Here is a 22,101-nt window from a genome sequence, read left to right on the forward strand (position 1 = left end):
ACGCCAGCCGGTTTTTATAGGCGACGAGACGGCGCTGTGTAAGCCCGAAACAGTGCCGCGTGTTGAATCGCGACCAGGCCACTTCCGTGAACTAACAGCCGGCAAAATATTGCACATTTCATGTAAATATGCACTCTCTCAAGTAAGGTTGAGGAGGGCAAGATGGTCGACCTTGAAATATTTGCGCAGGTGGAAAACATAGTTCGCCAGCGTATCAAGAAAACGCGCGCCGAGATTGAGGCTTCACTTGGTCACATCGCCAACGGCAATCCGCTGGCCGCCGAACAGACCCTCTCCAGGCGGCTCGACAGGTTGCAGGTAAAGGCATCGCTCAGCCGCACCGAAGCGGAGATGATATCGGCAGCGATCGACATGAGGTCTGCCGGGGAAAGGAAGGCCGCCGCCAAGCAGCCGGGGCCGGAGGCAATTCTCGGCCCAACGCTCGATTTCATCGGGGTCGCATTCCTCGAGCGTGGGCGCCGTGCTGCCGATGCGGTTGGCCGCGTTGCCTTTCTCAACGGCAATCCACAAGGATCGGGTTTTCTGGTCGGGCCAAGGCTGTTCCTCACAAACAACCATGTGATTTCGTCGCCGGCGGATTCCCGGCGCTTCCAGGTCCAGTTCGATTATGAGCAGGACGGTGCAAATGCCGTGCGTACGCCGACGACGTTCCTGTTCGATCCTGAATCCTGTTTCGTGAGCGATAGCATAGAGGGTCTGGACTATACGCTGATCGGGGTTGGCGAGCGGCGTTCCGGTCCAAAGGAACTGGGGGAGTTCGGTTTTATCTCGCTGTCGGATGCGCGCGACAAGCATATGCTCGGCGAAATCGCCAACATCGTCCAGCATCCCGATGGCCGCTTCAAGGAACTGGTGTTGCGTGAAAACCGGCTGGTGGCCCGCGACGAAACGGTACAAGTCCTGCACTATGTCGCCGACACCGAACAGGGTTCTTCCGGATCCCCGGTCTTCAACAATGAATGGGAACCTATCGCCCTGCACCATTGGGCCGGCCCGTTCCACGAGGTGACGGGCATAGGTGGCTATGCGCTTGCCCGCGAGATCAACGAAGGCATACGGATCAGCGCCATCGTTGACCATCTGGGTGCTAGAAAGTCCAAGCTGCCGGGCTCCTCGGCATCGGCGGTTTCGCAAGCCATGGCGATTTGGGCCGGCATGCCGCGCATGATGGACGAGACAGTTCGGCTGAACGCCGATATTCGCGAAGATGTGCCGGACAAGCCGGTGCAGCGGCCGGAACCGGATCGCAATCCGCCGGCGACGAGACACAATGCCGATGGCTCGGTCACCTGGACTTTTCCCGTCGAGATAAATGTCCGGGCGCCGCTGATCGACGGAGGCGATGCGAGACGAAACGACGGCAAAGGCCCGGCAAGCGAACCCGGGAAGGTGGCCATCGCCGAGGCCGCGGGTTGGAAAACAGAGGATTTCGATGATCGTGGAGGGTATGAGCCCGGCTTCATACCGGGCTTTGTCCTGGCAATGCCGACGGTCGCCAATTCACCCTACCGGTTGGCCAAAAACCTTCTTGCCAAACCGGGAGAGGACCCACACGAATTGCGCTACCATCATTTTTCGATCTTGATGAACGCCGATCGCAGGCTTGCCTTCGTCACCGCCTGCAATATCGATGGATCCCGCACCAAGGCGGTCAATCGTGAGGACAAGACGGTCATCGACAACCCGTCGCTTCTCGAATTGGAGGTGGAGTCGATTTCCGGTTCGGAAGCCAGCGATGCTTTCCGGCCGGATCGGCGCATCGATCTTGGCGAGCAGATGAACCAGGAATTCTATTCGAGCCAGAATGTGCCTGGATTTCCCGTCGCAAAATCCAAGGAACGAATCGCTCGAATGTTCCAGAAGGGCCATATTACACTTCGCGGCGACCCCGCATGGGGCGTCGATCAGGAGGCGGTCGCGGCAGAACGCGACACGTTCGTTTATACCAATGCTGCGCCGCAAGTCGGCTTCTTCAATCAAGGAAGCTCGCTTAACCATCCCGGCTCCAAGGGGAAGTTGAGATGGCGCGCGGTAGAAACCTATGTGCTGCGCAACGCCTATACGACGCGAGGCCGTGTCACGGTGTTTGCCGGGCCAGTGTTCGGCGAGGACGATCCTCCCTACCGCTTCGACAGCCATGTCCCCCTGAAGTTCTGGAAGATCGCGCTGTGGTCCGATCAAGCTGGCCTGCGCGCCATCGCGCTGCTGGCGGACCAGAAGCCGGTTTTGGAAGTGATGCCCGAAGCGTTCGGCGAGCGTGCCGAGGCATTCGATGACCCGCTTGAAATTGCCAGGGTATCGGAGTTCCTTTCGACGGTGGCCGAGATTGAAGAGCTGACCGGCCTGAACTTTGGCCAGCAGGTGCGCGACGCCGACATTCGGGCCGGTTCCGAATCCGCCCCAGCACAGAGTTTCAACCCAACGCAACTGGCGCCCAAGACGTCACGGCCAAAGGCTTCGACGTCCAAGACTTCGACGTCCAAGACTTCGACGTCCAAGACTTCGGCGTCCAAGACTTCGGCGGCCAGCGCCCGACGTCCTGCCAAGCGATCGAAGCCATCGGCGTCTGACGACTGAAGCTTGGACCGGTCGCGACTTCTGCCGCTCGAAGGCGGTCAACCGTTCAGCTAGGCATGAGCAAGCTCAGCCTGGGATGAGCAGGCTCAGCCCGGGATGAGCAAGCTCAGCCCGGCATGAAGCCGGTGCGCAGCGCGTGAGCCCATTCGGGCCGTCCCGCCTGCTCGGCCTGGCGCGCCGCCGCCTCGTGGTCATAATCGACGGCGATGGCTTCGAAACGATCGGGATGCAAGTCGACGATGCCGTAGCGGGCGTGCGGCGAACCCTGTTCGGAGACATGCGCCGGCGGGGTTGAATCGTCATAGGCGGGGCAGCCGATGCTGCCCGGGTTGAAGATGACCGGACCGCCGGGAATGCGGACCAGCTCGCTGCGATGGCTGTGGCCGCAAAGCATGATGCGGCAGGCGGGATCGATCGCGCCGAGGCGCCGCTCGATTGCGACCAGCGGCGCGCGCACCAGCCGGCTGTCGACGATCGCGTCAGTCAGGTATTTTTCGTCGTGGTCGGGCCGGGCATGGAAGGCGAGTATGCCGGGCGCCACCTCCAGCGTGAGGGGCAGCGCGAACAGCGCCTCGCGCTGGCCTGCGGTCAGCCGTTCCTGCGCGTAGCGGTCGGACGGCCACATGGTCTCGTCGGCGGTGTCGCGGGCAACGCGGCGGTCGTGATTGCCGCGCACCGTCGGCAGGTCGAGCGTCTCGAGCCGCTCCATGGTCTCGCGCGGCCAGAGCGGGCCGGAAACGCAATCGCCGAGATTGACGATGAGGTCGGCGCCGCCGCGCTGCCGCAGATCATCGAGCACGGCGTCGAGCGCCAGGACATTGCCGTGGATGTCGGCGAGGACGGCAATGCGCATGGCAGGCTCCGTTAATTGGAATGGCTGGAGGGCGGGTGAAGCTACTTTGCTCGTCTCGCGAAGCGGGCGAGAGCGGAACCTAGCTTTGGGTCGTTCAGGCGCGGACTTCGATCTCTTGGCCGCCGACCGCCGGCAACGATGCGTCGCCGGCCGCGGCAATAACACTGTCGAGCAGGCCCGGGAAGCGGCGGTCGAGATCGTCACGGCGCAGCGTGATCAGCCGGCTGGTTCCAACCGCCTCGGTGCGGGTGACGCCGGCCTCACGCAACTTGGCCAAATGGTAGCTCAGATTGGTCTTCGAGCAGAGATCGAGGAACCGGCTGCAATTCAGCGGCACGCCCTCTTTGCTGGCGAGATAGCGCACGATGGCCAGTCGCGTCGGGTCGCCGAGCACGGCAAGCACGTTCGGCAGGCTGATCTGGTCGGCGGTGGGATGGGGCAAGGTCATGCCCAGGAATTAAGCACATTCGGAGCCGATTTCAACGCATCTCCTCTCGTGGCCAATGGACACATAGTTTCGTCCCGTCGCCCGGTCCTGACACCGGGCTGTCAGGATGGTTCGGCTATTTTGCAGCGGCTTTATTGACATCATGCCCTGTTATGTCCAATTGTTCAATAACCTTTGAACTAAGGAAATTGCCATGGATAAGCGCCTAATCTGGCTTGCGCTCGGATCGTTCACGATTTCGACCGAAGGTTTCGTCATCTCCAGCCTTTTGCCCGACATTGCAAAGGATGCCGCCATCTCCGTTCCGCTCGCCGGCACGCTGATCACCGCGTTTGCGCTCGCCTATGCGATCGGCACGCCGATCCTGGCAACGCTGACCGGCGAATGGGACCGGCGCCGCGTCATCCTGTGGACGCTGGTGTTCTTCGTGTTGGGCAACGTCGCCGCGGCGCTAAGCTCCTCCTTCGAATTGCTGTTGATCGCGCGCATCGTCATGGCGCTGTCGTCAGGCTTGTTCGCGGCGACCGCACAGGGAACGGCCGTTGCGCTTGTCGACGATCATCACCGCGCCCGAGCCATTGCCGTGGTCGTCGGCGGCACTACGGTTGCGGTCGCGGTCGGAGCACCGCTCGGCGCGCTCGTTGCGACGGTTGCCGGCTGGCGCGGCACCTTCTTTGCCATTGCCGGCCTTGGTGCGCTCGCCGGCGCGATCCTGTGGTACCGGCTGCCGCGCGGCATCGTCGGCACCAGGCTGCCGCTCCGGATGCGGCTGGCAGCGGCACTTCGCCCCGGCGTCATGCCTATCCTGGTGACGACCATCCTGGCGCTGATCGGCGCCTTCACCGTCTTTGCCTTTGTCGCGCCGCTCGCGATCGAAGGCGGCGGACTGAACCCGATCGCGCTTCCCGGAATGCTGCTCGCTTTCGGCGTTGGCGCGGTCATCGGCAATATCGGCGGCGGGCAGGCCGCCGACCGTTTCGGCGCGACGCGCACCGTCTGCTGGTCGCTGGCGCTGAGTGCCGCCATGCTGGTCACGTTTTCGCTGATCCCGATGTTCCTGCCGCGCGAGATCGCCGGGCCGGCGCTCATGGCCATGATGGTGCCGTGGGGCATCGTCGGCTGGGCGTTCCCGCCGGCGCAGGCCAGCCGTATCATCAAGCTGGCGCCCGATGCCGCGCCCATCGTGCTATCGCTGAACGCTTCGGCGCTCTATCTCGGCGTGGCACTGGGTGCCGTGGTCGGCGCCGCGGTGCTGCGCTATGGCGCACCGGCCGACCTCGGCGTGGTCGCGGCGGCATTCCCGATCATTGGTCTGGGCGTGGTACTGGCGGGCCATCTGGCGGCGCGCCCGGTGGCGATGCCGGCCGAGTAAGGCTGTCAGGGGAGCTTGGCTGCCGGCCGCCGATAATTCAACTCGCGGCCGGCGGTGCGTCAAAATCAAGCGCGGCGATTTCGTCCAGCGCCGAATTCTGGGAAGTTGCCGGAAGCGACCTCGCCGACGTTCCGCAAGAAATCGTCATGACCGCCGACGATCTGGTCGATGCAGCGCTGGTTGGCCTGGCAAAGGGTGAAGCATTCACGGCACCGGGTCTTGCCGATATTGCCGGGGGGTGCCTTTCTTCGCGTCCGCAAGGCTTCTTCGGCAGTCTTCTGGCGGGCAAGCCGGCGGCGCGTTACGCTGCCTGACATGGCTAAAGACTGACCTTACGCTGTCCGCCACATCGGAATGATCGAGGCGGCCAGCAGCAGGCCAAGGACGGCGTTGAGCATGCGCCACTGCCGCTCGGTTCGCAGCAACCGGGCGAGCAGCGTGCCCGCCACGCACCACGCCGCCAGCGAGAGGGCCGCCGCAAGGCCGAAGACCGTGCCGAGCAGCACGGCGAGCTGCAGCGGCCCGTTGGCGAGCGCGGCAAAGGATGCCGCCGCTCCCAGCCCCATGGCCCAGCCCTTTGGGTTCATCCATTGCAGGCCGGCGCCGCCCAAAAAGCTGTTCGGCTTTGCCATGGCCACGTCCAGATTGGGCGGACCGCTGCGGCCGATCTTGAGGGCAAGCCACGTCAGATAGAGGGTACCGGCCATTTTCATTGCCAGTTGCAGCGAAGGAGCGGCGGCCAGCAGACCGGCGAGCCCGGCAGCACCTGCCGCAGCCACCGTGGCCAGGCCGGCCGCACTCCCGGCCATCAGCGGGATAGAGCGGCGAAAGCCGAACTGCGCGCCGGACGCCGTCGACAAGGTCGTGGCCATGCCGGGCGTTGAGGTTGAGACCAGCGCGAACAGGACGAGGGGAAGGACAGGTTCAAACATGCTGCTTCCTTTGAAGCCTGCACGGTAGGCTGTTCGGCTCATCAGTAAATGCAATGTTTGCTATGACACGCATTAGCAAATATAATAGCCGGATGCTCCGCAACCTCGATACTGCCCTGGTCCGAACCTTCGTCACCGTTGCCGACAAGGCCAGCATGACGGCGGCGGCCAACGCGCTGCATTTGACGCAAGGTGCCGTCAGCCAGCAGATCAAGCGTTTGGAAGAGGTTCTCGGCTGCAGCCTGTTCGATCGCGATCGGCGCGGATTGCGATTGACCCGCTCCGGCGAGCGATTGTTCGGCAAGGGCAAGCGCCTGCTTTCCCTCAATGACGAGATCCTGGCGGAGATGGCGGGCGATGCGGTTGCCGGTCAGGTCCGGCTCGGGGTGCCGTACGACCTTGTCGGCACCTTGCTTGCGCCGGTGCTGAAGGCCTATGCCGAGGCCTATCCGCAGGTCGAGATCTCGCTTGTCTGTGCTTCGTCGCCAGAGTTGGCCGCAGCCTTGGCGACCGGCACGATAGAACTCGCGGTGATCGAGGAGCCGATCGGTCGGTCGGCCGGCGAATGCCTTGTTGTCGACCGGCTGGTCTGGGTCGGCGCCAAAGGCGGCGCCGCCCGCGGCAAGCGGCCCTTGCCGGTTTCGATGGTCGCCGAGACCTGTGCGTTCCGCCCGGTGGTGCTGGAGGCGCTTAACGAGCATGGGCTGGAATGGCGCACCGTATTCGAAAACGGCAGCATTGACGCGACGACGGCGACAGTGCGTTCGGACTTGGCCGTCACCACCTGGTTGGCGTCGACCGTGCCTGTCGACCTCGACATTTTGGCCAACGATCCGGAGCTGCCGTCATTGCCGAATTTTTCGATCAATCTGCATTTGCCGAAGCACGACGTCGCGCCGGCTGCACTGGCATTCGCGGGCCACCTCCGCGATGGGTTGGCAGGGCGACGAGAGGCGGCTTAAAAACAGCAAAAAGGACGGCCAGTGTTCAGCCGTCCTTGATCGCCCTGCGGCATCTACTTCCAGTTCTTGCGCCGCTCGATCTCGGCTTCGGACGGCTGCTCCGTGGCAAATGACCCGGTCTTGATCTCGCCGGAGCGTTCATAGCTCGCCATGATGACACCGGTGGTCGATGCCTGCGAACGGGTCAGCTTGAAGGCGGCGGGTATTGTGCCGCTGCCGAACAGTTTTTTGCCCTTGCCCAGCACCAGCGGGAAAATCAGCAGGCTGATCTCGTCGATCAGGTCATTGGCGAGCAAGGTCTGGATCAGCTCGCTCGATCCCTGAATGAGCAGGTCGGGGCCGTCCTCCTGCTTCATCCGGCGCAACGTCGCCACGACATCGCTGCCGAGCGGCTGGCTGTTTTGCCAGGACAGCGAATCCGGCCTGTGCGTCGCCACATATTTGGTGACGGCGTTGAAGCTGTCGGCGATCGGATCATTTTTCTGATAAGGCCAGTGGGCGGCAAAGATGTCGTAAGTCTTGCGGCCGAGAAGCAGCGCGAACGGTTTTGAAAACGTCTCGCCCATCGCGGCGCCCATCACATCGTCCCAGTAATGAAACGTCCAGCCGCCGAATTTGAAGCCGCCGACAGGGTCCTCTTGCGGGCCGCCAGGCGCCTGCATGACGCCGTCGAGGCTGACGAATGTTGCGGCGATGATCTTCCTCATTGGAGCTCCCTTTCTCTGATCCGTGCCGTCATGGCCGGAGTTCGAGCCAAGGACGGGCGAACGGACATTTGTCCGACAGCGGCCGGCAAATTTCTAGGACCGGGGGCAGGTGACTGCCGACCTTATCGTCTCAGCTTGGAGCCGAGAACGCTCAGCCCAAGCCAACGACCGTATCGTAGAGCAGCTTGAAGTTGAGCACCAGGATGAGCGCGGCAACCACCCAGGCCAGCACGGCGACGGCGCGGGAAATGGCAAAATTGCCCATCTTGCGCTTGTCCGAGACGAACTGCACCAGCGGTACGACAGCGAAGGGGAGCTGCATCGACAGGATTACCTGGCTGAAGACCAGCAACTGACCGGTTCCCTTCTCGCCATAGAGCGCGGTGACCACCACCACCGGAATGATGGCGATGCCGCGCGTCAGCAGGCGGCGCGCCCATTGCGGGATGCGCAGCCGCAAGAACCCTTCCATCACGATCTGGCCGGCGAGCGTCGCCGTCACCGTCGAGTTCAGGCCGGAGGCGAGCAGCGCTACGGCAAACAGGATGGAAGCGATGCCGAGGCCAAGCAGCGGCGACAGAAGCTCGAAGGCCTGGCCGATCTCGGCAACGTCATGATGACCGGTGCCGTGGAACGCCACCGCCGACACGATCAGGATGGAAGCATTGACGAACAACGCCAGTATCAGCGCGATGGTCGAGTCGGTCGTCGCCCATTTGATGGCGTCGCGCTTGCCGCGATCGGTGCGCTCATAGGCGCGGGTCTGCACGATCGAGGAATGCAGATAGAGATTGTGCGGCATCACCGTGGCGCCGATGATGCCGATGGCGATGTAGAGCATGGCCGGATTGGTGACGATCTCGGACGACGGCACGAACATCGCATGCAGGATGGAGCCGACCGGCGGGGCGGCGGCAAAGATCTGGATGGCGAAGCAGCCGAAGATGATAATCAAAAGCGCTATGATGAAGGCCTCGAGGAAACGGAAGCCCTTGTTCATCAGCAGCAGCAGCAGGAAGGCATCAAGCGCGGTGATGATGGCGCCGCCTATCAGCGGAATGCCGAACAGCAGTTGCAAGGCGATCGCCGTGCCAATGACCTCGGCCAGGTCGCAGGCGATGATGGCCAGTTCGCAAGCGACCCAAAGCATGAAATTGACTGGTCGCGGATAATAGGCGCGGCACGCCTGCGCAAGGTCGCGGCCGGTGGCGATGCCGAGCCGGGCGGCGAGTGCCTGCAGCAGGATCGCCATCAGGTTCGACAACATGATGATGAAAAGCAGCGTGTAGCCGAATTGGGCCCCGCCGGCGAGGTCGGTCGCCCAATTGCCCGGATCCATATAGCCGACCGAAACCATGTAGCCCGGCCCCATGAAGGCGAACAGCCGGCGAAGCCAGATCCCCGAGTGCGGCACCGCGATCGTTGCGTTGACTTCGCGAAGGCTGGGCTGCTCGTCGTCCTCCGGGCGGGCAAATCGCCACATGGACCGGGGGGCTGAGGTGGCTTCGGCTTCCGACATGAAATGGCTTTCCACTGGAACGATCGATGTTGTCTCCTTATCTATGCCACGGCTGAACATTATGCAATATGCTATATTTCATTGTCTGAGCTTTTTCTTGTGGCCGCTTGGCGTGCGGCCTGAACGGCAGTGAACGCCGGTTGCGCCGGCCACCGAATGGAAATAAACGGCCAGAACCAATAGGGTTCCGTGTTATGACCGCAATGTCGATTCAAACTGCCGGGAGGAGCGCGTATTGGCGCTGAAGAAAAGACCGGTTCCTCGCGAAAAGCCGCTGCCTGACGCAGAAATCCACTCGGAAGGCTTCAGGCAGACGCGTGAAGCGCGCCGCAGCGCGCTGGTCGAGGATTATGTCGAGCTCATCGCCGACCTGATCGAGGATGGCAACGAGGCGCGCCAGGTCGATATCGCGGCACGGCTCGGCGTCGCTCAGCCGACGGTCGCGAAAATGCTGACGCGGCTGTGCGCCGACGGGCTGGTCTCCCGGAAGCCTTATCGCGGCGTGTTCCTGACCGATGCCGGCCGCAAGGTTGCGGAAGAGAGCCGCATTCGCCACCAGACGGTCGAGGCCTTCCTGCGCTCGCTCGGGGTCAGCGCCGAGACGGCGCGCATCGACGCCGAGGGCATCGAGCATCATGTCAGCGCCGAGACGCTCGAAGCCTTTCGCAAGGCAATAATCGCCGCCCGCTGAAAAGCACGGCCAGCGTATCTCTTCGCGCGACTCGCTTCCCACGAGCAGGGTGAACGGCACAGACCTTGCGATGTCTCGGCCAGAGCAGGCAAGCGTCAGCAAGCATTGCTTGTTCGCACGAAAAATACTGTGACTTGGCGTAACCGTTGAGATAATTGTTGTCGTGTCCGATCGAACCGGGACACGGCCCGATCGGCCGGAAAATTGCATCACGGGGGTTGCCATGCTCTGGAAGGGCCGTCGTCAGAGTGACAATGTCGAGGACGAGCGCGGCCAGAGCGGCGGGCTTGGCGGCGGGCCGGGGCAGTTTCGCATCCCGATCGGCGGTCGCGCGGGCGGCGGCGGCATGTCGGGCATTATCATCGTAGGGTTGATTTTCCTGGCAGGGTGGTATTTCGGCTTCGACCCGAGTCAGATCCTCGATAACAGCGGCTTGCAGCCCGGCGGCGGTCAGATCACCGACAATAGCGGTGCGCAAGGCGGCGGCACCGGTGCGCCCGCCTCCGACGAGATGAAGCAGTTCGTGTCGACTGTGCTGGCCGAGACCGAGGACACGTGGACCGGTATTTTTCAGTCCGAGGGCCTGACCTATCAAGATCCAAAACTGGTCCTGTTCAGCGGACGGATCGGCTCTGCTTGCGGCTCTGCCTCGTCAGCGGCCGGACCATTCTACTGTCCCAACGATCGCAAAGTCTATCTCGACACCACCTTCTTCCAGCAGCTCGATCAGCAGTTCGGTGCCTCGGGCGATTTCGCACAGGCCTATGTGATCGCGCATGAGGTCGGCCACCATGTGCAGAACCTCGTCGGCATCCTGCCCAAATTCAACCAGATGCGGCAGAGCATGGGCGAAGCGGACGCCAACCACATGTCGGTGCAGGTCGAGTTGCAGGCCGACTGCTTTGCCGGCATCTGGGCGCATTTCACCGGTCAGAAAGGCATCTTGGAACAGGGCGACATGGCGGAGGCACTGAACGCCGCCAAGCAGATCGGCGACGACACGCTGCAGAAGAAGATGCAGGGCTACGTCGTGCCGGAAAGCTTCAACCACGGCACGTCGCAGCAGCGGCAGACCTGGCTGGCGCGAGGCTTCCAGAACGGCAAGCTTTCGGACTGCGACACGTTCAACAACCCGATCTGAGCCGACGGTTTTCTCGTAATCCGAGAGACTGGATCGCAGTCAGGGGATGTCAGGATGAAAGCACTCTGCCCGTTCCCTCATTGTTCCCAGCGATGTGCTCGCCTATAAGATGTGTTCCCGTTAGCTTGGGCGGCCCGAGGAGATACCATCATGATAGACCCCAAAACCGCCAGGCGGGGCCTTGCGCTTGTTTTCACCACCCTCCTGCTCGACATCATTGGCTTCGGCATCATTATGCCGGTGCTGCCGGCCTATCTCAGGGAATTGACCGGCGTCGGCATCAGCGAGGCGGCTATCGAGGGCGGCTGGCTGTTCTTCGTCTATGCGGCGATGCAGTTCGTTTTCGCACCAGTGATGGGCGGGTTGAGCGACCGGTTCGGGCGGCGGCCTATCCTGCTTGCCTCGGTGCTGACGTTCGCTATCGACAATCTGATCTGCGCTATCGCCTGGTCCTATCCGATGCTGTTCATCGGCCGCGTGCTGGCCGGCATTTCCGGCGCCAGTTATTCCACGACATCGGCATTCATTGCCGATATCTCGACCGACGAAAATCGTGCGAAGAATTTCGGGCTGCTCGGCATTGCTTTCGGCGTCGGCTTCGTCATCGGGCCGGTTCTGGGCGGGTTGCTCGGCACGTTCGGGCCGCGTGTGCCGTTCTATTTCGCTGCCGGGCTTGCTTTCGCAAACTTTCTGATCGCGCTGTTTCTGTTGCCGGAAACACTTGATAACAAGCACCGTCGCCGCTTCGAGTGGAAACGCGCGAACCCGGTCGGCACGCTCGTCCAGATGCGCAACTACGAAGGTATCGGCTGGATCGGACTTGTCTTCTTTCTGATGACGCTGGGGCACATGATGTATCCTGCGGTCTGGTCGTTCGTCTCCAGTTATCGCTATGGCTGGAGCGAACAACAGATCGGCTTCTCGCTCGGCGCTTTCGGCCTGTGCGGGGCGATCGTCATGGCGACAGTCCTGCCGCGCGTGATCCCTAAGCTCGGCGAGTGGAAGACGGCGGTAATCGGTCTGGCATTTACCGCACTCAGCGCCTTCGGCTACGCCTTCGCGTCACAAGGCTGGATGATCTATGCAGTGATCGTCGTCGGATGTCTCGAGGCGTTGGCCGACCCGCCGCTCAGAAGCCTGGCGGCCGCCAAGGTGCCACCCTCCGCCCAGGGCGAACTCCAGGGCGCGATGACCTCGATCTTCTCGATCACCTCGATCATCACACCGCTGCTTTATACGGCGATCTTTTCCTGGTTCACGGGCCCGAACGCGCCCGTGGTTTTCGGCGGTGCCCCGTATCTGCTCGGCGCGATTTTCCTCACGCTGGCGCTCGTCGTCTTCGTCACCAGGGTGGCCAAGCCGACGCCGAAGGAAGTCAAACGCATGCACGCGCGGGAAGCCGTGACGGACGGGGCTTGATCGGCGCCGGGAGCCCGGCCGGCGCCGTCAGTCAAATCCGTTTTTACGCAATGCGCTAAAGACGCTCGGCCAGTGCCGGCTCGCCGCGCTTTTCGCGGATCAAGTTGACGAAGCGGCGAAACAGATAGTGCGAATCCTGCGGGCCGGGCGAGGCTTCGGGATGATGCTGGACCGAGAAGACCGGTCTGCCGGTGAGCGCAATGCCGCAATTCGAACCGTCGAACAGCGAGACATGGGTTTCCTCGACGCCGCTCGGCAATGAGTCGGCGTCGACGGCAAAGCCATGGTTCATCGAGACGATCTCGACCTTGCCGGTGGTGTGGTCCTTGACGGGATGATTGGCGCCGTGGTGGCCCTGATGCATTTTTGCGGTCTTGCCGCCCAGCGCCAGCGCCAGCATCTGGTGGCCGAGGCAGATGCCGAAAAGCGGGATTTCGGTCTTCAACAGATCCTGGATGACCGGAACGGCGTAGTCGCCGGTGGCTTCCGGATCGCCAGGGCCGTTGGATAGAAAAATGCCGTCGGGCCGCATCGCCAGGATCTCCTCGGCGCCGGTTTTTGCCGGCACCACGGTGACCTTGGCGCCGAGACCGGCCAGCAGGCGCAATATGTTGCGTTTGACGCCGTAGTCGACGGCAACGACGTGCATCGACGGATCAGCCTGTTCGCCAAAGCCCTCGTTCCAGACCCAGGGCGTCTCGCGCCAGACTGATGACTGGCCGGAGGTCACCTCCTTGGCGAGATCAAGCCCGATAAGCCCTGACCATGCGGCGGCGCGGCGCTTGAGGTCATCGACGTCGAAGATACCGTCGGGCGCGTGCGCGATGACGGCATTGGGCATGCCCTTTTCGCGGATCAGCGCGGTCAGCGCCCGCGTGTCGATGCCCGAAAGTGCGACGATGCCGCGCTTCTTCAGCCACTGGTCGAGACCGGTTCCGGCCCGGTAATTCGACGGGTTGGTGACATCGGCCTTGAACACGGCGCCGACGGCGCCGGCGCGGGCCAGCGGGTTGAGGTCCTCGATGTCTTCGTCATTGGTGCCGATATTGCCGATATGCGGAAAGGTGAAAGTGACGATCTGGCCGGCATAGGATGGGTCGGTGAGTATCTCCTGGTAGCCGGTCAGCGCGGTGTTGAAGCAGACCTCGGCGACGGCGGAGCCGGTGGCGCCCAGACCGCGGCCCTCTATGACAGTGCCGTCGGCCAGCACCAGCAGGGCTGTCGGCCTCTCGCTGGCCCAAGGGGGGGTCGACGCGGCTGTCATCGTTGCCATGGCGGCACTCCTAAAGGTTGCGCCCTCAGTCGGCGCAACAAAAGGCGCGAAGCGGCGATCTCACAGCCTCGGCGCGCTAAGTTTTCACTTGTGCCTGTCGTTGCCCAAAACCGCTACGCATTTTTGGGCGACGTGCACTAGAATTCAATTCATGCAAGGCCCAGTACATAGGGGAAGGCGCCAAGGCGGTCAATGATGCCGCGCCGTGCGAGCCTAGATTTATTTCGTCGAATAATATCAGCGGTTTGCCGGACGCTATCGAGTTTGCCTTGAGCTATCGGCACGACTATTGTCCGCCGCATTCGAAGGAGAAAGCACCATGCGAGGCAAAGTCGCCGAATCCCTGAAGAGCGCGATGAAGTCGCAGGACAAGCGGCGGCTGCCGACATTGCGGCTGATCCAGGCGGCCATCCATGATCGCGACATCGCCAATCGCGGCGCCGGCAAGGAGCCGGCGAGCGATGACGAGATCCTGCAGATCCTGGCCAAGATGGTGAAGCAGCGCGAGGAATCGGCCAAGGCGTTCGATGACGGCAAGCGGCCGGAGCTTGCAGCGCAGGAGCGCGACGAGATGGCCATCATCCGCGACTTCCTGCCGACGCAACTGGGTCAGGCCGAGACGGAAAGCGCCGTCCGTTCCGCCATCGCCGAGACCGGTGCCAGCGGCGTCAAGGATATGGGCAAGGTGATGGCGGCGCTCAAGGAAAAATACGCCGGCCAGATGGATTTCTCCAAGGCGAGCGGCATCGTCAAGAGCCTGCTGCAGTAAGCCGCCGAAGGCCCTTGCCGTCGCGCCCGCAATCCGGCAGCCAAAAGCCCGCGCCCGTGATCGAACTCGTCAAACCGGCGTTTGAACACCTGCCGTCCTACAAGGCGGCCCTCGAGCGCGGCTGGTCGCCGGACAATGTGCGGCTGCTCGACGCGACGCGCGAGCAGCTTGCGGCTATCGAAAAGGATCCAGCGACTTTCCTTGGCGATCTCGACGATTCCGATGGCAAGGGACCGCCGATCACCTTGCCCGACGGTTCGACGGTGCCGCGGCTGCCCGGATTCCGGCGCTGGATCTGGGACGGGGAAGTCGCAGGCTCAATCGGCCTGCGCTGGCAGCACGGCACCGCGTCGCTGCCGTCGCATGTGCTCGGCCACATCGGCTATGCGGTGGTGCCGTGGAAACGGGGACGCGGCTATGCGACCGAGGCGCTGCGGCTGATGCTGGTGGAGGCGAGGGCGGTTGGCCTGCCCTTCGTCGAAATCACCTGCAAGCCTCACAATGTGCCCTCGCAGAAGGTCGTTCTGGCCAATGGCGGCCGGCTCGTCGGGCGTTTCTTCGAGGACGCCGCCTATGGCGGCGCGGAAAGCCTGCGCTACCGGATCGATCTGTAGCCCTATTCGGCGGCAGCCGGCAGCGGCGGCGCAGCCCGGCTGCGCCATTCCCAGACATGCGAGGCAAGCGCAACCGCGACGGCGACCAGCATGGCGATCGCGCCAACCACCGGCAGGCTGCGATAGCCATAGCCGGCATTGAGCATCGCCGCGCCGAGCGATGCGGCGAGCGCGATGCCGACATTGAAGCCCGACGGGATGAGCGACGAGGCAAGGTTGGAGGCGTCCGCGGTCCAGGTCAGGATGCGGGTCTGGATCGGAGTGCCGATGGCAAAGTTGAGGCCGCCCCAGACGAAGATCGCTATCACCATCGGCAGCGGGTAAGGGCCGACAGCGTAGATCAAGGCGAGCATTGCCGCCTGTAGGAAAAGCATGGCGATAAGCGACGGCATCAGCTTCCAGTCGGCGAGCCGCCCGCCGACAAAGACGCCGATCGTTGCGCCGACCCCGTTGAGCAAGAGCACCCAAGGTATCCATTTCTCGTCGAGGCCGGTGACCTCAAGCAGCGTCGGCGTGATGTAGGTGAACAGGCCGAACTGGCCGATCATCAGCATCAGCATAATAATGAGCGAGGTCCAGACCTGCTGGCGTGCGAGCACACGGACCTCGCTTCCAAGGCTCGCCGACGGGCTCGACGATCCCGTCTTGCGCGGCAGCAGGGCGCCGACTGCCGTGAAGGCCACCACACCGAGCGCGCACATCACCCAGAATGTCGCACGCCATCCCCAGATGTTGCCGATTGCCGTGCCGGCCGGAACGCCGATTACGTTCGATACGGTGAGGCCGGACAGGATCAGCGCCACCGCCATGCCGCGCTGGTCTTCGCGCACGAGGCCGACGGCCACCACCATGGCAACGCCGAAATAGGCGCCATGCGCGACGGCCACCGCTATCCGCAACAGCAGCATCGAGGCGAAGTCGGGCGCCAGCGCACAGGCGGCCTGGCCGATGGTGAAGGCTGCAGTCAGTCCAAGCAGCAGGGCCTTGCGGGAGAAGCTTTTGGTGGCGAGCGCCAGCAGCGGGCCGCCGACTGCAATGCCGCCGGCATAGCCGGAAACGAGATAGCCGGCGGTCGGGATCGCAACACCAAGGCCCTCCGCCACCTGCGGCAGCACGCCGGCGATGACGAATTCGGTAGTGCCGAAGGCGAAGGCGGCAATGAACAGGGCAATGAGGGGGAGCATGGCGGAAAGGCGATCCTCAGATAAGGTCGCCTCAAACCACGGATGAGGGCAGCGGGCAATCCAGAAATTGTCGACGCCGCTTTAGCTTTTCTTGATCGCCGGTCAGGCGTCCGCGCGGAGGCAAGAGCTAGGCGGCTGCCTTCCTCCCGTAAGGAATTTTCAGCCACGCACGTTCGTGAAGGTAGTAGAGCAGCGACTTGGTGACGACCTCGGTCAGGCCGATGGCAGCGGCGAGCTTGATGCTTCCGGTCACGACGAGCGAAATGATCATCGTATCGATGGTGCCGGTGATGCGCCAGGAAAGCGCTTTGGCGAAGCTGCGAGAATGGGTGTCCATCGACTTTCCTTCCGGTAGATGCGGCGATCTTTAGCCGACAGACAGGAGGTGGCGCAAAGATAATTTCTGCGCATTGGCCCACAGCAATTTTCATAGGCGATGTTCTGAAGCTTCCCGGCCTTTGGATGCAATCTATCCGGCCTTCAGCCGCGAACCGGTGAGCAGGCCGCGCTCTTCAAGAACGGGATAGGCCATCGAGGCGAGCAGCGAGTTGATCTGCTTGAGGTCGCGAATGGTGTCGAGATGGATCGAACTGGTCTCGACGCTCTTGGGGGTGCCGTCGCGCAGCCGCACGAAATGGCTCTGGCTGGTTTCCTTCTCGCGGTCGCGCAGCCGGTCCTTTTCCAGCACCAACTGGCGAGCGGTCTCCGGATCGCGGGACACCAGCACGTTGAAGGCAAGCCTGGCATTGGCAAGCACCAAGGCATGGAAGGCGCAAAGCTCACGCCAGCCTTCCGGCGTGAACTCCAGCCCACGCTCGAATTTCTTCTTCACGTGGACCAGCATGTTGCGCACGATGATGTCGCCGACCTGCTCCAGCTTGACGCAGGCGCCGATCAGTTCCTGGCAACGCAGCGCCTCGTCCTCGCTCAGCGGGTTCTTGGTGACCCTGGCCAGATAGAGCTTGATCGCAGCGTGCTTCCTGTCGACACGGTCGTCGAGTGCGGCCAGCGCGCCGATCTTGTCGGCATCGGCGCTCTCATAGAGCTCGATGATCCGTTTCAGCATGATCTCGACCGTTTCGCAGACCCGCACCACCTCGCGGGTGGCGTTGGCCAATGCCTGGCTCGGCACGTCGAGCGCACTTTCGTTGAGCGCCGAAAGCTCGACGACGTCGAGCGCGTTGGCGGCCTGGGGCTTGGTGCCCAACGCCACGATCCTTTCCGAGGCGCGATAGACCAGGCTCGCCAGCGGTAGGCCGGCGATCAGGATCAGGATGTTGAAGACAATGTGGGCATTGACGATCTGCTCGGGCACCGTGTTGCCCGAGAAGGCGACCGGCGGTTTGAACGTCAGGAACAGGATCAGCATGATCAGCGAACCCATGCCGCGCATCAGGAGATTGCCGATCGGCACGATACGAACGCCGGGTTCTGCGTTGCGGGTTAGAAGCGGCGCGATGATCGAAGAGCCGAGATTGACACCCAGCACCAGCACGATACCGAGTTCGGGCGGGATGAAGCCGCGGCCGGCCAGCGTCACCATCAGCAGCACCGCGGCGATCGAGGAATGGAACAGCCAGGTGATCACCGCCGCCAGAAGATAGGCGGTGACCGGATCGCCGGAGAAGTAATCGACGATGAGCGGCATCAGCGTGCTCTGGCGCAGCGGCTCCGACGCCTGGCCGATCATCTCCAGCGACAGAAGCAGCAGGCCGATGCCGACCAGGATGCGGCCGAACTGGCGCCAGTCGCGCCGCTCGGTGGCCATGAACATGACGGTGCCGGCGACCAGGCAGATCGGCACCAGCAGCGACAGATCGAAGGTGAGCAGCTTGACCACGAGTGCCGAGCCGATCTCGGCGCCGCGCACCGCAAGCTGGCCCGACATGCCGCTGACAATACCGGAGCCGGCGAACGAGCCGACCAGCAAGGTGACGGCGGTCGAGCTTTGCAGCGCGACAGCCAGGCCGCAGCCGGCCAGAACCGCCATGAACGGATTGCGCATTGTGGCGCGCAGTTTGTGGCGCAGCACATCGCCATAGGCGCGCTCGACGCCGGTCTTCACCAGACGGGTGGCAAACAGCATCAGTGCGACCGCACCGGCCAGGTGCAGCAAGACGACCGAGCCACTCATGCCAGGCCCCGCAACGCGACAGGTGCCAGCGACGCGGGCGCGGTGAAGTCAAAGAGGCAAAAGTGGGCGCGAATCGTGGACATTGCAGAGGTTGATATTACTCCGATTTATTTTAGCCGAATAATAAATTTTGCCCGGTTCGGACGCGTGTTGCCACGCGACGGGGCGTGTCGGAAATGGATGGCTGACAAAATGGTTGCATAGCCTGCGGAGTTGCGGCGGGTCATGCGTCCATTCTCGGACGCCCGCTTTAAAGGTAGCGCTGAATTAGTCGTTATAAAGGTAAGAAATCATTACGAAAACGTAATCTCGGTGTTCAGTTTCGGTTCATCCTTCCGGCTCTATTCCGTAGGCATCGACAACCAAGGAGTACCCGCCATGAAACGCATCGTTCTTTCCGCCATTGCCTTCTCGATGCTGGCTGCAACCACCTGGCAGGGCCAGGCCGCACCTCTGAACACACCAAACGCGCCGCAGTCGAACTACAGCCAGGTCGACTGGCAGAAGCCTGGCAGGCATGTCGACGTGAACAAGCATGTCGACGTGAACAAGCGCGTCCTAGTGAAGAAGAAGATCGTTGTGAAGCGCAGCCATTGGCGCAACGGCCAGAGATATTCCAGCTGGAAGCGTCACCAGCCGATCCGCGACTATCGCCACTATGGCCTGCGCCGTCCGGGTCCCGGGCAGGAATGGATCCGGGTTGGCAATGACTATCTGCTGGTCAGCGTTCTTTCCGGCTTGATCTTCGGCGCCATCGCCACGCAGTGACCGCGGAACGTCTGACCGGCACGGCGCTGGTCAATGAAAGAGAGGCGGCCCGCCAAGGCCGCCTTTTTTCATTGGTCCATCTTGATCCTAATTCAGCGCGGCCGAAAGTTTCACGGTTCCGCTGAAATACTTCGCCGAATCGGAGCCGATGCCGCCATAGCTGGTGGAGAGGCCGAGACGCATGCCGCCCGGCATGCGGGTATCGACGCCGGCTCCGACGCGGCCATGGAAATTGTCGGCGCCGCTTTCGGTCGCTGTGTCGCTTATGTCGAAGACGCCGTCGAGCCGCAGGTTAAAGTCGAAGGTAACGTCGTCATCCGTGACATGGCGATAGGAAACGCCGGGGCCGAAGGCGATCTGGCCGAGGCCGGCGGTGACGGAGGGAATGGGGACGTTCAGGCCGTCGACATAGGCTCCCGATTTTTCCTCGAAATAGGAGAAGCGCGCCCGCGGCGAGAAGGTCCAGGCGTCATATTGCCATTCCCCTTGCAGCGTGGCGCTGACCAGCCAACGGCTGGCGTCGAAGCCGTCGGTGTAGGTATCCATGGGGCTGACGCTGTTCGAGGATGTTCCAGCTCCGGCGAGCAAATCGAAATACAGATTGTCCGTCAGCCGAGCGGTCAAATAAGGCCCGGCGATCCAGCCGGTGCCCTCGGCGGTTCCGCCGCCGCTGCCGGTGAAGCCGTCGGTACGATCGATCTGGACGAAGGCGCCAACAAGCAGATTGCGGCTGACCAGATAGTCGGCGCCGAAGGTTGCGAGGGCGAATTTGCCGTCTTGGTCATTGATGTCGAAGCGGCTGTAAGTGCCTTCGAACCAGATGTCGAACAGGCTGTTGGCATCTTCCCCGCCAAGCCGCCGCATGGAGGCAAGGCTTGCGCTGACATTGACCGAGTTGGTGTCGGCCATGCCGGGCAGGTACGCGAGCAGGGTGGCCACTGGGCTGCCGCCGCCGGCGACGCCGTCGAGCCGGTCGATGCGGCGCTGGATGTCGGGCTGGTTCTCCAGGATGAGGCTGGCGCGTGTCTCCATGAATTCCTTGATGAGCGCCGTGGTATTTTCGCGTGAATTGGTGCTGGCGAACGTGCAGACGACGCTTTCGCCGGGCGCCATGTTGATCACAGCCGTGCGGTTCGCCACATTGCCGACGGAATCGCCATCGTTGCAACTGATCGAGGTCCAGGCGAAGCCGGCGGCGGTCATGGCGGCGGCGGTGATGCTGTAGGAGCCGGTCGGCAGCGAAACGGCCGGTCCGTCGCCGGAGCCGCTGCTGGTGGCGATGGTGAAGTTGAGGCCGGGCGCCGGCGAGGAGAAGCCGAAGGAGCCGTCGCCGCTGTCGGTGGTCTGGCGGATGGTGATGGAGCCCAGGGCGTGGACTTCCTGGGCGAGCGCGCTGGAGGTGCTTGTCGCGTTGTTCGCGTCGCCATTGTAGGTCGCGACGACCTGACGGGTGCCGACCGGGAGGGCGGACGTCGTCAGGGCGGCGGTACCGCCGGCGAGCGCGACCGTAGCGGCGGGCGAGCCGTCGACACTGAAGGTGACCGTTCCGGCCGGCGGCGGGTTGCCGGGAGCCGAAACCGTTGCCGTGAAAGTGACCTGATCGCCCTGATTGGAAGGATTGAGGCTGGAAACGACCAAGGTGGTGGTGCCAAGCTTGTCGATGGTCACCGAATAGGCCTTGGAACCGGATTTCCCATTCTGATCGGTTGCAACTGCGGTGAAGTCGAATGTGCCGGTATTGGTCGGGGTACCGGAGAGCAGACCGGTCGCGTCGAAGCTGATGCCCGACGGGAGGGTTCCGGACGTCAGCGCGAAAGTATAAGGCACCGCGCCGCCGCTGGCCGCAAGCTGTTGCGAATAGGCCCGGTTGTATACGGGGTTTGGCAAGGATGCCGGCGTCAGCTCGACGGTCGGCTCGGCAATGATCAGCGTGTAGGATTTCGAACCGATGAAACCGTTTGCGTCGGTTGCCGCCACGACCAGGTTGAACGTGCCGGTATTAGTCGGGATTCCGGAGAGCAGACCGGCCGCGTCGAAGCTGATGCCCGACGGGAGGGTTCCGGACGTCAGCGCGAAAGTGTAGGGCGTCATACCGCCGCTGGCCGTCAGCTGCTGCGAATAGGCCTGGTTGTAGACCGGACTGGGCAATGACGGCGGCGAGACCGTGATCACGGGCGGTGTAAAGGTGACCGTGTTGTCGGTGCTGGTCGAGGCTTCGTTCGCATCGACGGCGGCATTGGTTGCCACGCCGGCCGGTATTGTGGCCACGACGGACCCCGAACCCGTCATGCCGCTGACCACAACGCTGTAGGAGCTGCCGGAGCCGGTAACGGACGCGGTGGTGGCGCCGGCGGTGCCGGAAAGATCGACGTCGCTGCCATTGAAGCCGGTCACCGGCTCGCTGAAGACCACGTCGAACCGAATTGGTGAGGAACCGGTCGGATCGCTCTGGCCGGCAGCCTGGTTGATGGTCACTGTCAGCGGCGGTGGCGGCGGCAGATTGTAGGTGACGGTATTGTCGGTGCTGGTCGAGGGCTCGTTCGGATCAACGCTGGCGTTGGTTGCCACGCCGGCCGGTATTGTGGCCACGACGGAACCTGAACCCGTCATGCCGCTGACCAAAACGCTGTAGGAGCTGCCGGAGCCGGTAACGGACGCGGTGGTGGCGCCGGCGGTGCCGGAAAGATCGACGTCGCTGCCATTGAAGCCGGTCACCG

The 22,101-nt window shown here is 62.9% G+C and carries 20 protein-coding genes; 10 read left to right on the forward strand and 10 right to left on the reverse strand.

The window, feature by feature from the left end:
* Positions 1-162: 162 nt before the first annotated feature.
* A complete protein-coding gene (locus tag NKI72_RS25770; protein WP_352851197.1) occupies positions 163-2,598 on the forward strand; it encodes a DNA/RNA non-specific endonuclease in 2,436 nt (811 codons plus the stop codon).
* A gap of 106 nt (positions 2,599-2,704) precedes the next feature.
* Here the strand turns inward: NKI72_RS25770 and NKI72_RS25775 are convergent, their stop codons facing one another.
* Positions 2,705-3,451 carry a metallophosphoesterase family protein gene (locus NKI72_RS25775; RefSeq protein ID WP_352836191.1) on the reverse strand — a complete coding sequence of 249 codons (747 nt, stop codon included), beginning with the start codon at positions 3,449-3,451 and terminating at the stop codon, positions 2,705-2,707.
* Between the two features lie 94 nt (positions 3,452-3,545).
* Complete coding sequence (locus NKI72_RS25780) at positions 3,546-3,899, reverse strand: ArsR/SmtB family transcription factor (RefSeq protein WP_352541088.1); 354 nt, start codon at positions 3,897-3,899, stop codon at positions 3,546-3,548.
* 193 nt (positions 3,900-4,092) lie between these two features.
* On the opposite strand from NKI72_RS25780, the gene NKI72_RS25785 reads away from it, so the two are divergent.
* Positions 4,093-5,271, forward strand: a complete 1,179-nt coding sequence (locus NKI72_RS25785; RefSeq protein ID WP_254820339.1) for an MFS transporter — start codon at positions 4,093-4,095, stop codon at positions 5,269-5,271.
* Positions 5,272-5,417: 146 nt separating this feature from the next.
* On the forward strand, positions 5,418-5,585 hold the full coding sequence (locus NKI72_RS25790) for a hypothetical protein (protein WP_352836195.1): 168 nt from the start codon (positions 5,418-5,420) through the stop codon (positions 5,583-5,585).
* 18 nt (positions 5,586-5,603) lie between these two features.
* Here NKI72_RS25790 and NKI72_RS25795 read toward each other — a convergent pair whose 3' ends face one another.
* The gene (locus NKI72_RS25795; RefSeq protein ID WP_352683602.1) at positions 5,604-6,203 is read right to left on the reverse strand and encodes a LysE family translocator; all 600 of its coding nucleotides are present in this window, start codon (positions 6,201-6,203) and stop codon (positions 5,604-5,606) included.
* A gap of 92 nt (positions 6,204-6,295) precedes the next feature.
* Between NKI72_RS25795 and NKI72_RS25800 the strand changes: the two genes are divergently transcribed.
* Entirely contained in the window at positions 6,296-7,165 is an 870-nt protein-coding gene (locus NKI72_RS25800) for a LysR family transcriptional regulator (RefSeq protein ID WP_352567932.1), read from the forward strand.
* A gap of 53 nt (positions 7,166-7,218) precedes the next feature.
* Here NKI72_RS25800 and NKI72_RS25805 read toward each other — a convergent pair whose 3' ends face one another.
* Both NKI72_RS25805 and NKI72_RS25810 read right to left on the reverse strand, forming a co-directional pair.
* Positions 7,219-7,872, reverse strand: a complete 654-nt coding sequence (locus tag NKI72_RS25805) for a dihydrofolate reductase family protein (RefSeq protein ID WP_352683606.1) — start codon at positions 7,870-7,872, stop codon at positions 7,219-7,221.
* A 151-nt stretch (positions 7,873-8,023) separates the two neighbouring features.
* Positions 8,024-9,391: an Nramp family divalent metal transporter gene (locus NKI72_RS25810; protein WP_352473938.1), complete on the reverse strand. Its 1,368-nt coding sequence runs from the start codon at positions 9,389-9,391 to the stop codon at positions 8,024-8,026.
* A gap of 235 nt (positions 9,392-9,626) precedes the next feature.
* On the opposite strand from NKI72_RS25810, the gene mntR reads away from it, so the two are divergent.
* The 3 genes from mntR (at position 9,627) to NKI72_RS25825 (ending at position 12,642) form a co-directional block, all read left to right on the forward strand.
* Positions 9,627-10,082 carry a manganese-binding transcriptional regulator MntR gene (gene mntR / locus NKI72_RS25815; RefSeq protein WP_023678308.1) on the forward strand — a complete coding sequence of 152 codons (456 nt, stop codon included), beginning with the start codon at positions 9,627-9,629 and terminating at the stop codon, positions 10,080-10,082.
* 223 nt (positions 10,083-10,305) lie between these two features.
* Positions 10,306-11,223: a KPN_02809 family neutral zinc metallopeptidase gene (ypfJ, locus tag NKI72_RS25820; RefSeq protein WP_352473939.1), complete on the forward strand. Its 918-nt coding sequence runs from the start codon at positions 10,306-10,308 to the stop codon at positions 11,221-11,223.
* 150 nt (positions 11,224-11,373) lie between these two features.
* Positions 11,374-12,642: a TCR/Tet family MFS transporter gene (locus tag NKI72_RS25825; RefSeq protein WP_352473940.1), complete on the forward strand. Its 1,269-nt coding sequence runs from the start codon at positions 11,374-11,376 to the stop codon at positions 12,640-12,642.
* A 55-nt stretch (positions 12,643-12,697) separates the two neighbouring features.
* On the opposite strand, the gene carA is transcribed toward NKI72_RS25825, so the two are convergent.
* Positions 12,698-13,915: a glutamine-hydrolyzing carbamoyl-phosphate synthase small subunit gene (gene carA / locus NKI72_RS25830; RefSeq protein WP_352836200.1), complete on the reverse strand. Its 1,218-nt coding sequence runs from the start codon at positions 13,913-13,915 to the stop codon at positions 12,698-12,700.
* Positions 13,916-14,234: 319 nt separating this feature from the next.
* Between carA and NKI72_RS25835 the strand changes: the two genes are divergently transcribed.
* Positions 14,235-14,684, forward strand: coding sequence for a GatB/YqeY domain-containing protein (locus NKI72_RS25835; protein ID WP_352822024.1), 450 nt, complete (start codon positions 14,235-14,237; stop codon positions 14,682-14,684).
* A gap of 56 nt (positions 14,685-14,740) precedes the next feature.
* Positions 14,741-15,298, forward strand: a complete 558-nt coding sequence (locus NKI72_RS25840) for a GNAT family N-acetyltransferase (protein ID WP_352473942.1) — start codon at positions 14,741-14,743, stop codon at positions 15,296-15,298.
* Positions 15,299-15,300: 2 nt separating this feature from the next.
* Here the strand turns inward: NKI72_RS25840 and NKI72_RS25845 are convergent, their stop codons facing one another.
* The 3 genes from NKI72_RS25845 to NKI72_RS25855 all read right to left on the reverse strand — a co-directional run bounded on the left by NKI72_RS25845 (position 15,301) and on the right by NKI72_RS25855 (position 18,616).
* The gene (locus NKI72_RS25845; RefSeq protein WP_352473943.1) at positions 15,301-16,482 is read right to left on the reverse strand and encodes an MFS transporter; all 1,182 of its coding nucleotides are present in this window, start codon (positions 16,480-16,482) and stop codon (positions 15,301-15,303) included.
* Between the two features lie 127 nt (positions 16,483-16,609).
* Positions 16,610-16,819: a DUF2061 domain-containing protein gene (locus NKI72_RS25850; RefSeq protein ID WP_292658743.1), complete on the reverse strand. Its 210-nt coding sequence runs from the start codon at positions 16,817-16,819 to the stop codon at positions 16,610-16,612.
* A 132-nt stretch (positions 16,820-16,951) separates the two neighbouring features.
* Positions 16,952-18,616 (reverse strand): Na/Pi cotransporter family protein, encoded by a 1,665-nt coding sequence (locus tag NKI72_RS25855; protein ID WP_352836206.1) that lies wholly within the window; start codon positions 18,614-18,616, stop codon positions 16,952-16,954.
* Between the two features lie 378 nt (positions 18,617-18,994).
* On the opposite strand from NKI72_RS25855, the gene NKI72_RS25860 reads away from it, so the two are divergent.
* A complete protein-coding gene (locus NKI72_RS25860; RefSeq protein WP_352473947.1) occupies positions 18,995-19,384 on the forward strand; it encodes an RcnB family protein in 390 nt (129 codons plus the stop codon).
* An 87-nt stretch (positions 19,385-19,471) separates the two neighbouring features.
* Here the strand turns inward: NKI72_RS25860 and NKI72_RS25865 are convergent.
* Positions 19,472-22,101 (reverse strand): putative Ig domain-containing protein (locus tag NKI72_RS25865; RefSeq protein ID WP_352851199.1); only part of this gene is annotated, 2,630 nt, incomplete at its 5' end.

Origin of the sequence: Mesorhizobium sp. M0437, assembly GCF_040321335.1 — a bacterium.
Taxonomy (GTDB): domain Bacteria; phylum Pseudomonadota; class Alphaproteobacteria; order Rhizobiales; family Rhizobiaceae; genus Mesorhizobium.